Raw genomic sequence first — 13,289 nt, forward strand, 5'->3', positions numbered from 1 at the left:
ACATCGGATCTCTAGGAAGTGAAACTAATGAGAACAAAAATTTTTATTCAGCGTGTGGCTGGCTTTGTCACTGCTGCGACGGCGGTAGCGGCAGTTTCTACACCTTCCCTTGCTTACAACATCTACGACAAAGACAACACTGAGTTGAATGTCGATATCGAGGCTGTGGTAGGGACTTTCTACAGTGAAGAGCGCTATAACCTTGGTGCCAAGAGTGAGGCGGGAGATGCCAAGTGGCAGGAGGGCTATGTTAAGTATGGGCTTTCTGGTCGCCACTCTATTGGGTCAGGCGGCGGGTTATACGGTGCGGTTAATTTGGTGACGTCGGGGACGTGGGGGGATGGCGACGCCGGGGGATTTACCTCGGGAGAGGAGCGGGAGACTAAACTGGAAGATGCTTACGTTGGGTGGCGCTCAGGCAGTCTGATACCGGTGCTTGGCGAGAATGGTCTCGATATTTCTTTAGGGCGGCAGCCGTTTACCATCGGAGATGGTTTTCTCATCAATGATGACGCACTGAACTTTGGTGATGCGCTTAATGCGCCTGGCTTAGACTTCAATCGAGGTGGTGCTTACTGGCTCGCGGCGCGCAAGGCTTTTAATGAAACGGCCATTGTGCGTATTGGTGGTTCCGATGGGTTGCGCGCCGACTTGTTTTGGCTCTCTTCTGACAATCGAGCACAGGCGGAGATGGAGCTTGCGGGTATCAATGCTGAGTACGTTGGTCAGAAAGGTACTTTTGGCTTGGCATATATCGAGGGGCTTGACGTTGACGACACGTATGCTCCTGCCACCGGTTACCTTTCCCGAGATGGGCAGCAAACCACTAGCCTGCGTTATCAAGGCAATGCCGGTGTTGAGGCGTTATTTCTCTCAGCGGAATTTGTTAACCAGAAGCCGGGAGCCCGTTCCGGGAAAGACGCTAATGCATGGTACGCCGAGGCAGGCTGGACATTCAGTGACCTTCCTTGGGCACCTAGTGTTAACTATAGATTCTCAACCTTTGACCAACGCTTTGACCCCCTGTTTTTTGGCTTCAACCGTGGTTATGGCACTTGGTTTCAAGGTGAAGTCGCCGCTAACTATGCTGGACCTTTCAACACTGACACAGAGGTGCACCATCTGGGCCTAAAAGCAACACCATCTGAAACACTCAGTGTTGGCGCGCTCTTTTTCGACTTCAGTGACACAGCGGGCGGTACAGGACATCTAGATGCCCAAGAAGTGAATGTATATGCCGAATGGGTGGTCTCCCCGCACCTGATTATCAGCCCAGTCGTTGGGTTTTATAACCCGGATAAAAGTGCCGCAGACGGTGGTAGCCAAATCGGAAGCAATGCTACCAATACCTATGCTCAGCTAATTGCGATTATGCCGTTTTGAAGTAATACCGCTATGTCTATAGCCCTGAGTTCTCTGGCTAGAGTGGTGGAGAGCTTGGGCCGTTACCCGGCTTAACGCTTGGGCACATCTTCAAAAGAGTAATGTTATGCAGACTTATCATAATACAGTGAGTGGTAAACAGACTGAGGCAGCTGATCACCAAGAGATTTTCAACCCTGCGACAGGTGATTCATTAGGGCTTGCGCCCCTGAATAGCCAGCATGATGTCAATGTTGCTGTAGAGGCTGCGCGGATGGCTCAAGGTGCTTGGGCAAGGGTCAGTGACCAAGAGCGCAGAGAGATAGTTGCGAACGTCGCCCAAGTACTGGAAGAAAACTCAGAATATCTGGCTGGGCTGGTTACCCAAGAGCAGGGCAAACCTTTGTCGGGTCCTGGGTCTCGCTTCGAGATGCAGGCTTGTGTAGGTTGGACCAAGGTGCCGTCTTCTTTGGAGCTATTGCCCGAAACGGTGTATGAAGACGATACGCGTAAGGATGTGCTTTACCGCTATCCCCTGGGCGTCGTGGCTGCGATAGCACCTTGGAATTGGCCACTAATGATCGCCATATGGCAGATTATTCCCGCTATCCGTATGGGCAATACAGTGGTGCTTAAACCGTCTGAATACACTCCTATTGCGACACTAGAGATGGTTCGGCTGATTAACCAAGTTCTGCCTCCCGGCGTACTTAATACCGTTTCCGGCGATGGTCGTATTGGTGCTGTGCTGACGAGTCATCCTGATATTAACAAGATTATGTTCACCGGCAGCGAGTCGACAGGGCGGCGTATTATTGAGGCATCTTCGCAAAACCTTGCTCCTATTACGCTGGAACTTGGTGGCAACGATGCCGCTATTATCATGCCTGGCACAGAGGCTGCTGCCATCTCAGAAGGGCTTTTTTGGGGAGCCTTCCTCAATGCAGGTCAGACATGTGCCTGTATCAAGCGGTTGTATGTTCACGAGAACGACTATGACGCTGTGGTTACCGCGCTTAGTGACGTTGCTAGCCAGGTGCCTATTGGCGACGGCATGGTCGAGAGTAACCTGATTGGCCCTCTGCAAAATGCAATGCAGTACAACAAAGTAAAAGAACTAGTGGCTGATGCGCGGGCGAATGGTTGCGATGTCATGGAGTTTGGTGATGTTCCGAGTACGGGCTACTTTCTACCATTGACGCTGGTGGGCAACGCCCGAGATGGTCAGAGACTGGTCGATGAAGAGCAATTTGGCCCCGCTCTGCCAATCATTCGTTACAGTAGCTTGGATGATGCTACTGCCTCTGCCAATCGCTTGTCGGATGCACTTGGTGCCTCTGTCTGGGCTAATAGTCTAGAACAGGCGGAGACAATAGCTTCGAAGTTAGAAGCTGGCACTGTCTGGGTGAATCAGCATGGGGCGATTCATCCCATGGTGCCGTTTGGTGGTAACAAAGCATCCGGCTATGGTGTTGAATTCGGCATGGAAGGGCTTAAGGGCGTCACTCAGTCTCGAGTTATCAGCATAAAAAAATAATCGTCCGGTAAATCGCTCATTCAGGCCTGTTAGGTGCAATGCCTAACAGGCTTGTTTTAAAAAACGCGCTGCTGGCAATAATGGGTGGGGGTTATTCCAAAGTGTTGTTTGAAAGCCGTTGAAAACGCGCTAGGGCTGGTAAATCCGAAGCGGTAGCCTGCTTCGGTCAAATTCAGTTTACCTTTCGATGCTTTTAGGTAATCAGCACACATCTCTAATCGCTGGGTTTTAATGTAATCTGAAACTGTCATAGAGCGAAAGCTAAAGGCTCGATAGAGGCTGCGCACCGATGCGCCCGTCGCATTGGCTACTAGTTTAGGGCTTAGCGAAGGGTCTCCAATGTTTTCCCTAATAAAAGAAGCGGCTTGCAAGAAAATTCTTTCATTTGGATTTTGTTGCCCAACGCTGCGGATGACGGAAGGCTTCAATAACATAATCAGTGAATCAACAATTGCTGAGCTTTCCTCGGCATCAAGGTTATCGTAATGGGCCGCCTCGGCGATCAAGTGGTTGGCAAAACTGGCTATATGGCTATGGCAGGGTATGCGTATACCAAGCTCAATACCCGATAGGTTTAGGGTGCGTTCGACAATTGGCCGGGGCAGGATAAGCGATATTTGCTGCGACTCATGCGTATAAGTACAGGAGAAGGGAAGCGCTGAGTCCACTAGAACGATATCACCAGCCACGAGCGTAGAGGCGTTACCTGTCTGCTCAACGCGAGATTCTCCCTGTAATTGAAAAATACAAAAAAAATCTGGCCTGTCACAACGGCGTATCTCATCTAAGCCACGAAAAAGCTGGGCGCCAGAGATGTTAACCCGAGACATTTCTAAGGCTCCGCCACCCATTTTATGGATGTTGCCAGCAAACTCCTTTTCCAGAGGCTTTGCTGAAAAAGGGCCACAAATATGGTTAACGTCACTGATCCAGCGATCGAAATCTCCTGATAAGGGAGTATGTATCTGCATGGCTGGCCTATTAATAATTGTGTTTTTAGGATAGCTCAGCAGCGAAGTTAGATAGCTTGCGAAGACAAGTCAAGGTCATTTCTTCGCCTAAATGAAAGGCCTTATCTTATTTTTTGTTACAAAAATAAGATAAATATATGAATTTAAGAATCATTTTATGCCTGGGTGTACCGCCTGCGCTCGTTCCTCACGATCGGCGTTACCGCGCGCTACTAGTGTATTGAATTCATCGGGATTTTGGATGGGTGCCTTTGGGCGTCGTTCCGCCGCCTTCCGCGGGTGCCGCCTGCGCTCGTTCCTCGCGACCGGCGTTACCACGCGCTACTAGTGCATTGAATTCATCGGGATTTTGGATGGGTGCCTTTGGGCGTCGTTCCGCCGCCTTTCGCGGGTGCCGCCTGCGCTCGTTCCTCGCGACCGGCGTTACCGCGCGCTACTAATGTATTGCGTGCACAGGTGTTGTAGTGCGGCGTAAGCGTCAGCGCACCCGCAAAGGCAGCGCGCAGCGGTGCTGGGGTTGGGAGCGGTACCTTTGGGCGTCGTTCCGCCGCCTTTCGCGGGTGCCGCCTGCGCTCGTTCCTCGCGATCGGCGTTACCACGCGCTACTAATGTATTGTGCACACAGGTGTTGTAGTGCGGCGTAAGCGTCAGCGCACCCGCAAAGGCAGCGCACAGCGGTGCTGGGGTTGGGAACGGTGCCTTTGGGCGTCGTTCCGCCGCCTTTCGCGGGTGCCGCCTGCGCTCGTTCCTCGCGACCGGCGTTACCGCGCGCTACTTTAAGTATTGCGTGCACAGGTGTTGTAGTGCTGCGTAAGCGTCAGCGCACCCGCAAAGGCAGCGCGCAGCGGTGCTAGGGTTGTGAGAAGTGCCTTTGGGCGTCGTTCCGCCGCCTTTCGCGGGTGCCGCCTGCGCTCGTTCCTCGCGATCGGCGTTACCACGCGCTACTAATGTATTGTGCACACAGGTGTTGTAGTGCGGCGTAAGCGTCAGCGCACCCGCGGGTGTGCTGGATTACTCACCATCAATATCAACTAGGGGCGGTGTGTCGTTTACTCCCCAATTATCTTGATACCATCCATTTTTTACATGGCTGTGGAAGCTTGACCATGGCCAGTCGCGTGGTGCTTTGGCCCAACCATGTTTTACTGGGTTGTAATGGATGTAATCCATATGGTGTCGCCAATCTGCTTCGTTGCGGATGGCATGTTCCCAAAACCCTCTTTGCCACGCGGACGCTGTCTTGTTGGGTAGGGCGAAACTTCTGGAAGCAAATTTTTTAATATCCCGCCAGCGTGATGAATAATCAGCGTCGCCTTGTGGAAGTGTCCAGAGGCAGTGGAGGTGATCGGGAAGTAAGACAACGGCTTCCATCATAAAAGGCTTATCCTTTTTTACTCGCCGGAAAGCCTGCCCAAGGGCGTCGATATTTTGCTGTTCTGCAAGTAGCGGTCGTCGGTCATGGGTGACCACCGTAAAGAAATACGTTGCCCCAGGAATATAAGCGCGCCGGAATGTGGCCATGTATGCCTCTTTGCAGCAGACTCTCTCTTGTTAGCTTAGGGGTAATTTAAGGGTGGTGGGCATTGTATGTTGACGCTGAGTTTGAACGACTACTTGTCCATAACAGCTCGACACACAATGAATAATGAGTCGACAGAGGCTGCATCCCAGTGCCAAAGCACCTAAGGGAAGTTTCAAGTGACTCATTGTTGGTAGGCTTTTCGTTTATATATCGTTTATTAGTGGTTGTTAATTGCACCATAAAAGGGCAATTTGGTTTCCACTTTAGTCTACTTTTCTTGTTTTTTTTGCTCATACCGAACCGGCATAGGGTATGCAGGTTAGCGCACTCGCAGTTAAATACGTCAACGCTCTGGCCAGCAAATCGACGTTTTTAACTATAAATGGGTGACTGTCTATGCCTTATGTTCACGATACGCTGACGCGTTTAGCAAAAAGTAGTCCTGCACAAACTGAGTTTTATCAAGCAACAGAAGAAGTGCTTGAGTGCCTGCGTCCGCTGTTCGAGCGTGCTCCGCACTACCATGATCACAGCATCATTGAGCGTATTGTTGAGCCGGAGCGTCAGATAATGTTCCGAGTGAGCTGGGTCGATGACGCCGGTCGTGTGCAGGTGAATAAAGGTTACCGTGTTCAGTTTAATTCGGCGCTTGGCCCGTACAAAGGAGGTTTGCGTTTTCACCCGAGCGTGACCTCAGGCACGATTAAGTTTTTAGGGTTTGAGCAAATATTCAAAAATGCCCTGACTGGTTTGCCGATTGGTGGTGGTAAAGGTGGCTCTGATTTCGACCCTAAAGGTAAATCAGATAACGAAATCATGCGTTTTTGTCAGTCGTTTATGTCAGAGCTTTACCGCCATATTGGGCCGCATACGGACGTGCCTGCTGGTGATATTGGGGTGGGTGCGCGTGAAATTGGCTATCTGTTTGGTCAATATAAGCGTTTAACTGGGCGTTACGAAGGCGTACTAACAGGTAAAGGGTTGAACTGGGGCGGCTCTCTTGGTCGTAAAGAAGCGACTGGTTATGGTGCAGTTTATTTTGCCGAGAACATGCTGTCGGCAAAAGATGAATCGTTACAGGGTAAAACGTGTTTGGTATCAGGTGCGGGTAACGTGGCTATCTACACCATTGAGAAACTGTATGAGCTGGGAGCTAAGCCGGTTACCTGTAGTGATTCAAAGGGCACTATTCATGACCCTAACGGTATCGATTTAGGGCTGTTAAAACAGTTGAAGGAAGTTCAGCGCATCTCGCTAGAAAGTTATTTGCACGAGTATCCTGACGCGCACTACATTTCAGCGCGAGACTACCCGCAGGATGGCCATGCGGTGTGGCGTATTGAAGGCGATGCAGCGTTCCCTTGTGCCACCCAAAATGAACTCACTGAAGCGGATGCGAAGGCGTTATTGGCCAACGGCGTTACCTGTGTGAGTGAGGGTGCCAATATGCCTTCTACAAAAGAGGCGGTGGACCGCTTTTTGGAAGCAAAAATTGCTTATGGACCTGGCAAGGCGGCCAACGCGGGTGGCGTGGCGACCAGTCAGCTTGAAATGGCGCAAAATAGCAGCATGGAGCAGTGGCCGCTGGAGAAGGTGGACCAAAAGCTTAAGCAGATTATGGCGGATATTTATCGCCAGTGTGCCGACACGGCCAGTGAGTTTGGCGAGCCGGATAATCTTGTATTGGGTGCTAACATTGCCGGCTTCCGTAAAGTGGCCGATGCGATGATTGAGCAGGGTGTTATATAGTCGCTTTTATTAGCTAAACCACATACACTGTTACGACACAGTCCTTTCCCTTTGGGGAAGGGCTGTTTTCGTTGGTGCGCTATAAGGGGGAGATCTTAAGCGCATCCATTGGTATCACCGCTATTTGCTTTCCAAGGAGAGTAGACATGGGGCAGCGTCCTCCTATTATTATTAATCGCCTTGATGCCGACCGGCTTCAGCGCTTGATTGATACGGCATCTGAAAAAGACATGATGGTTGCGGAGCTGCTTGAAGAAGAATTAGCTCGCGGAGAGGTGCTTGATCCTCAGGATATTCCTGAGGATGTGGTGAGCATGAATAGTCAGGTGCGCTTTACGGATTTAACCCGTGAGCGTCAGATGATTCGTACCTTGGTTTATCCTCATGCCCTTGAAAGCGTTGAAGATGGTATCTCAGTGATGGCACCTATTGGTGCGGCGTTAATTGGCTTACGAGTCGGCGATGTGATCGAGTGGCCGCTACCCAACAACACTGAGGTACGCCTGCGCATTGATGCGATTTTCTGGCAGCCCGAGCGTGAAAAGCAGTTTCATCGGTAAGTAGGCGGTGTTGACCTGGGGCTGACCCACCGCGTCATCACCAGTGACGGCGACAAAGTTCCTACCCCGCGCTTTCTGCGGCGCACTGAGCAAAAGCTGGCACGGGCACAGCGCTGTTTATCGCGCAAACAGAAAAACTCGAACAACCGCACCAAGGCGCGGCACCGGGTGGCCAAGGCCATTAGCGACGTGGGCTGGCATCAGCTCACCCAACAACTGACTTACAAGGCCGAGCGGTACGGGCGTGACTTTGTTCAGATCGGCAAGTAGTTTCCCAGCTCGAAGCACTGTTTTCACTGTGGTCATCGAGTAATTTTCTATATCACTGTCTCTATTGGATATAATAGTAGCCATTATGCGGTTTTAATCCATATAATGGACATTATTGTATCCATTCTGGTTTCTGATGATGAATCTTACATTACTAGATGATACCGATGTGAGCCAAGCGTATGCCACTTACTTACGTGAGTTACGCCAACAAGCAAAGTTATCACGAGCTGCACTGGCAGAGCGCAGCTGTGTACCAGCAGCGACCATTAAGAAGTTTGAGCTGACTGGGCAAATTTCATTTCGCCAACTGCTGTTGCTTTGGCAGACACTCGACTCGTTGGATCGGCTTTATCAGCTCACTCAACCAAGCAAGAATCAAGCTACTGTCCCAAGTAGCATTGATGAGGTGCTAAAAGATGCCTTTTAAACCTATCCAAAAACTCAACGTAGCTCGAACCTTAAGCTCAGGTGAGCAGGTGGCAGTCGGTGTGTTGGCTCAGAATCGGCAAGGCGTTTTTTTTCAGTATGTTGACAGCTATGTGAAGCAGTTTGGAAATTTGTCGCCTTTTACTTTGCAAACCAATACGCAAGTGCAAGCCGCCCCGAAACAGCCTCATCAAGGTGTGCATGGTGTATTTGGTGATTGCTTACCTGATGGCTGGGGAATGCTGTTGCAAGATCGTATTTTCCGTCAAAAGGGCATTCTCCCTAATCAATTAACGGCGATGGATAGACTGGCCTTTGTTGGTGATAAAGGTATGGGGGCGCTCTCTTTCTTGCCGGCATCTGAGTTCTCAACTGAGCTCCAATCTGACATTGATTTAGCGACGTTGGGTTTAGAAGCGCAAACGCTCTTCGATGTTTCAATGTCTGACCATATTGATAGCAACCACGATGATTTCGATGGGTACGCTCAGCAAGTGTTGGCCGCATTAGTGGCCGGTGGCAGTTCAGGAGGTGCAAGGCCTAAGGCGCAGATTTATATGCCTTCTGGCGAAATTAAACGTTGTCGAACATTCGCACAACGCGGTGATGAAGCTTGGCTGATTAAGTTTACTTCAAAGCATTTAGCGCTAGGGCATGAAGAAGGTCTGTGTGAGGCTGTCTATTTGCAAATGGCCGAGCAAGCCAAGTGTCAACCGCCGATTTGGCAACTTATTGAAGCGCCTCGCATTAGCGGTGCACCTGCGTGGTTAGCGCTTAAACGTTTTGACTATATGGCTGAGCGCTCTGCTTTAAGAGACGAACCTCATGCAGGCCGCCTTCATATGCACAGTGCCTGTGGTTTGCTGGATGCGGACTTTCGAACCCCAAGTTTAGATTATATTGACTTGATCAAAGCCAGCCGACAGTTGTGTAAATCCCCAGCCGCAGGGCAACTGCAATTTCGACGCGCCATATTTAATCTGCTGTCGTCTAACCAAGACGATCACAGTAAAAACTGGGCTTTTTTGCAGTCGGACGACGGTCAATGGCAGCCAGCCCCCTTTTACGATGTCACCTATAGCCCCCATCCATTTAACGAACACGCCACCGCTTTTGGTGGTTATGGCAAAGCTCCGCCGATTAAGGTCATGCAAAAGCTTGCCGCAAGTGCCGGCTATGGGAGTTGGAATGAAGCGCGGCAAGTCGTTGAAGAAGTATCTCAAGCAATCAGCCAATTTGCTCATCTCGCACAGCAGCAGGGGATCAGTAAAACGATAGTGTCATCTATCACTAAAACACTGGATCAGCGTAAACAGGAAAATGCAGCCCTTTTTCTACAACATTGATATCCTTTCCCGACTTTAGGCAGGGGAGGACGTCAAGAAGCTGCTACAACGGAGTTTTCGGAAGATGAGCGCTCGCCGTTGCTTCTTGCAAGGCCTGCCACAAAACCCTCCTAGCTATTCCCAGTTTACTATCAGCGCGAATAAGAGGGCTGATTAACTGCGTCACTATTGTTTTTATCACTATTGTTTTTATCACTATTGTCTTTATCACTATTGCCCAATCAGTTCCGCTAGCCGTATCGCGGAGGTCTTTACTTCATCAATCGCCCGCTCGCTATCTAGATCATCCATCGCGACGACTCCGACACAAGCTTCCATGCCAATGCTTGAACGGGTAGTGGGGATGTGGCTGGCGACGCCAACCGCGCCGCGCTGAAGTTGCCCCCGTGTAAGGCTATAGCCATCAAGGCGGGCTTGCCTTACCGCTGGGCTGTCCTCTTCCTTCGGTGCTCGTCCTGCCAAAATCGCGATACCAGCCGCCCCTTGTGTTAACGGGTGGCGGCTGCCTACGCGATATCCCACCCGTAGCATTCCTTCTTCAGGCTCAGCCACCAGCGTCACCATGCACTCTTCCCCTTGGGCTAGAGAAATAAACGCAGTTGCGCGTGTTGCTTTGGCCAGGGTTTTTAACAATGGCAAGGCGACCGCATGGAGCTGGGGTTCAAAACGGGAAGCTAGCAAAGTAATGCCCGCGCCTAATCTAAGAGTGCCTCCCTGGGTGCGGGCAAGTAGTGCGTGTGATTCGAGTGTGGCGACGATGCGATAGGCGATCGCCCTATGTACGTCAAGCTCCTCAGCAAGCTTAGCGATGCTGATGCCCTCGTTATGCTCGGAAACTATTTTTAAGGCGAGCAGGCCGCGATCAAGCGTTTGAAGCGTGGACGACATCAGTAGGGAACCTCAGACAGACGTTTGCGGGTGGATAATGAACGACCGACAAGTATGGCGCAGTACCTTGGGGCTGCAAACACGTATTGACGATGCGCGACACTTCATCTATTTTTTGTTTCTATAATAGATAATGATTGTGCGTTAATAGAGACAAAAATAAAACAAACGTCTTGTTGAGCGTTCCCCTTGGAGACATCATGACCACACCTGCACGCCAGCCCGATAAAATGTCAGAAGGCTGTCCTTTTCATCAGCCAGCTGATGCCACTAGCCATGGAACTAGCCAAGCGCCCATGACATCACCGACGGGATGCCCCGTTTCGCGGGATGCTGCTGCCTTTGATCCTTTCGGTGCGTCTTACCAGCTTGACCCCGCTGAAGCGTTGCGCTGGTCTCGCGAGCAGGAGCCGGTGTTCTTTAGTCCTAAGCTTGGCTATTGGGTTGTGAGCCGCTATGACGAGGTAAAAGCTGTTTTTCGTGACAATCTCACCTTTTCACCGGCGATTGCCCTGGAGAAACTGACGCCAGCGCCGCCAGAAGCGGTGAAAATTCTCGAAAGCTATGGCTTTGCAATGCGTCGCACCATGGTCAACGAGGATGAGCCAGACCATATGGAGCGCCGCCGCCTGCTGATGGATGCTTTCCTGCCTGAGAACCTCGAGAAGCATGAGGCATGGGTGCGCGAGTTAGTGCGTAGCTATATGGATCATTTCATCGATAAAGGCCGCGCGGATCTGGTAGAAGAGATGTTTCGGGAAATTCCCATGACCGTGGCGCTGCGCTTTCTGGGGGTGCCCAGCGAAGATGCCAAAGAGCTTCGCAAATTCTCGGTCGCCCACACGCTTAACACCTGGGGCCGCCCCTCGCCAGAACAACAACTGAAGATTGCTGAAGACGTGGGTCAATTCTGGCAAACGGCGCAGGCTATTCTAGATCGCATGCGAGACGAGCCAACCGGTGAGGGGTGGATGTACGATTCAATCCGTATGCACCACCAGCACCCCGACGTTGTGCCTGAGAGTTACCTGCGCTCAATGATGATGGCGATTTTGGTGGCTGCCCATGAGACGACCGCTTTCGCCACCACGAACGCTTTCCGCATACTGCTATCGAACCGTGCTTCTTGGAACGATATTTGTGAGAACCCCACGCTAATCCCCAGCGCGATTGAGGAGTGTCTTCGTGCTGCTGGCTCTGTGGTGGCTTGGCGCCGTATCGCTACTGAGGATGCTGACGTAGGGGGTGTGACGATCCCCAAAGGTGGCAAACTGTTGTTAGTACAAGCGTCGGCTAACCGTGATCCACGCCATTTTGAAAACCCTGATGAGTTCGATATTTACCGCCATAACTCAGCGGAGCACTTCACCTTTGGTTACGGTGCGCATCAATGTATGGGGAAGAATATTGCTCGCATGGAAATGCGTATTATCCTTGATGAATTTGTCCGCCGTTTACCCCATATACACCTCGTTGAAGACCAAGCGTTCGAATATCTGCCCAATACTTCTTTCCGTGGCCCAACCTCGCTTTGGGTGAAGTGGGACCCTGAACAGAACCCTGAACATCGTAACCGTGGGGTGCTTGAGAACCCAACGCATTTCCATATTGGTGCGCCTATTAAAGAGGATATTGTGCGCCGGGTTTTAGTCGCTGAGGTAGCGCGTGAAGCCGAGGAAGTCGTTCGGGTTGATCTTGTCGACCCCTATGGCCGTGAGCTGCCGGACTGGTCACCTGGCTCGCATATCGAGTTGGTCTCAGGCGAGTGGCGGCGCTATTACTCTTTGTGTGGCAAGCGTAATGACCGGCATCGTTTATCTATTGCTATCCTACGTGAGCCTTCGGGGCGTGGCGGTTCCTTACATTTTCACGAGACGATCAAACTAGGTGACGCACTGCATATTGCTGGTCCAAAGAATCATTTTCACCTGGATGAGACGGCAGAACGCTATATCTTGATAGCAGGCGGAATTGGTATTACGCCGATTCTTACTATGGCCGATCAGCTTAAGGCGTTAGGTAAGCCGTATACACTCCACTATTGCGGTGCTGGGCGGCGAACCATGGCCTTTTTGGAGCGCGTCGAGCGCGACCACAGCGAAGGACTCACCGTTCATGCGAGTGATGAGGGCTGTCGGCTTGATATCTCGACCGCACTTAGCAGCGTGGCTGAGGGTGAGCAAGTCTACTGCTGTGGCCCTGAACGAATGTTAGAAGCCATTGAGCTATTGGCACAGAACTGGCCGGAAGGAACCTTACATGTTGAGCATTTTTCGGCTCGTTCTAACATCCTTGATCCTGAAAAAGAGCATGCCTTCGAGGCCGTGCTTACCGACTCTAACGTGACACTTCAGGTCGGTAATGATCAGACCTTGCTGGAAGCACTGACGGCGTTTGGCGTGGATGTGCCCAGCGACTGCTGCGAAGGTTTGTGTGGTACGTGTGAAGTCGCCGTTGCCGAAGGGGACATTGATCACCGAGACTTGGTGCTCAGCCGTGCTGAGCGGTCTGCCGGTGATCGTATGATGGCCTGCTGTTCGAGAGCTAAGGGTGATCGTCTTGTACTCGCTCTCTAATAGCTAACAATTAATAAGCAACAACTAACAACATTAAAACGCAACACCTTGCATGCCACTTCTGAAATGAACGAGAGGA

11 protein-coding genes are annotated in these 13,289 nt (G+C 51.2%); 8 read left to right on the plus strand and 3 right to left on the minus strand.

Annotated features, from left to right (window positions below; genetic code table 11):
- Positions 1-27: 27 nt before the first annotated feature.
- Together CR46_RS0108775 and CR46_RS0108780 are read left to right on the plus strand one after the other, a co-directional pair.
- Positions 28-1,383 carry an alginate export family protein gene (locus CR46_RS0108775; protein ID WP_030071976.1) on the plus strand — a complete coding sequence of 452 codons (1,356 nt, stop codon included), beginning with the start codon at positions 28-30 and terminating at the stop codon, positions 1,381-1,383.
- A 106-nt stretch (positions 1,384-1,489) separates the two neighbouring features.
- Positions 1,490-2,899 carry an aldehyde dehydrogenase family protein gene (locus tag CR46_RS0108780; RefSeq protein ID WP_030071978.1) on the plus strand — a complete coding sequence of 470 codons (1,410 nt, stop codon included), beginning with the start codon at positions 1,490-1,492 and terminating at the stop codon, positions 2,897-2,899.
- Positions 2,900-2,955: 56 nt separating this feature from the next.
- Here the strand turns inward: CR46_RS0108780 and feaR are convergent, their stop codons facing one another.
- On the minus strand, positions 2,956-3,870 hold the full coding sequence (gene feaR, locus CR46_RS0108785; protein WP_030071979.1) for a transcriptional regulator FeaR: 915 nt from the start codon (positions 3,868-3,870) through the stop codon (positions 2,956-2,958).
- Between the two features lie 1,011 nt (positions 3,871-4,881).
- Positions 4,882-5,391 (minus strand): REP-associated tyrosine transposase, encoded by a 510-nt coding sequence (locus CR46_RS0108790; protein WP_030071981.1) that lies wholly within the window; start codon positions 5,389-5,391, stop codon positions 4,882-4,884.
- A gap of 397 nt (positions 5,392-5,788) precedes the next feature.
- On the opposite strand from CR46_RS0108790, the gene gdhA reads away from it, so the two are divergent.
- The 5 genes from gdhA (at position 5,789) to CR46_RS0108815 (ending at position 9,746) form a co-directional block, all read left to right on the plus strand.
- Entirely contained in the window at positions 5,789-7,141 is a 1,353-nt protein-coding gene (gdhA, locus tag CR46_RS0108795; RefSeq protein ID WP_030071983.1) for an NADP-specific glutamate dehydrogenase, read from the plus strand.
- 146 nt (positions 7,142-7,287) lie between these two features.
- Complete coding sequence (gene rnk / locus CR46_RS0108800; RefSeq protein ID WP_030071985.1) at positions 7,288-7,701, plus strand: nucleoside diphosphate kinase regulator; 414 nt, start codon at positions 7,288-7,290, stop codon at positions 7,699-7,701.
- Between the two features lie 36 nt (positions 7,702-7,737).
- A complete protein-coding gene (locus CR46_RS18130) occupies positions 7,738-7,971 on the plus strand; it encodes a transposase (protein ID WP_232222378.1) in 234 nt (77 codons plus the stop codon).
- A gap of 139 nt (positions 7,972-8,110) precedes the next feature.
- Positions 8,111-8,401, plus strand: coding sequence for a helix-turn-helix domain-containing protein (locus tag CR46_RS0108810; RefSeq protein ID WP_030071989.1), 291 nt, complete (start codon positions 8,111-8,113; stop codon positions 8,399-8,401).
- Positions 8,391-9,746 (plus strand): type II toxin-antitoxin system HipA family toxin, encoded by a 1,356-nt coding sequence (locus CR46_RS0108815; RefSeq protein ID WP_030071991.1) that lies wholly within the window; start codon positions 8,391-8,393, stop codon positions 9,744-9,746. The genes CR46_RS0108810 and CR46_RS0108815 overlap by 11 nt, the downstream gene beginning before the upstream one ends.
- Positions 9,747-9,956: 210 nt before the next feature.
- Here CR46_RS0108815 and CR46_RS0108820 read toward each other — a convergent pair whose 3' ends face one another.
- The gene (locus tag CR46_RS0108820; RefSeq protein ID WP_030071992.1) at positions 9,957-10,634 is read right to left on the minus strand and encodes an IclR family transcriptional regulator; all 678 of its coding nucleotides are present in this window, start codon (positions 10,632-10,634) and stop codon (positions 9,957-9,959) included.
- Between the two features lie 200 nt (positions 10,635-10,834).
- Between CR46_RS0108820 and CR46_RS0108825 the strand changes: the two genes are divergently transcribed.
- Positions 10,835-13,210, plus strand: a complete 2,376-nt coding sequence (locus CR46_RS0108825; RefSeq protein ID WP_084180429.1) for a cytochrome P450/oxidoreductase — start codon at positions 10,835-10,837, stop codon at positions 13,208-13,210.
- The last annotated feature ends 79 nt before the right edge of the window (positions 13,211-13,289 follow it).

This window comes from Vreelandella neptunia (assembly GCF_000712975.1).
Taxonomy (GTDB): Bacteria; Pseudomonadota; Gammaproteobacteria; order Pseudomonadales; family Halomonadaceae; genus Vreelandella; species Vreelandella qaidamensis.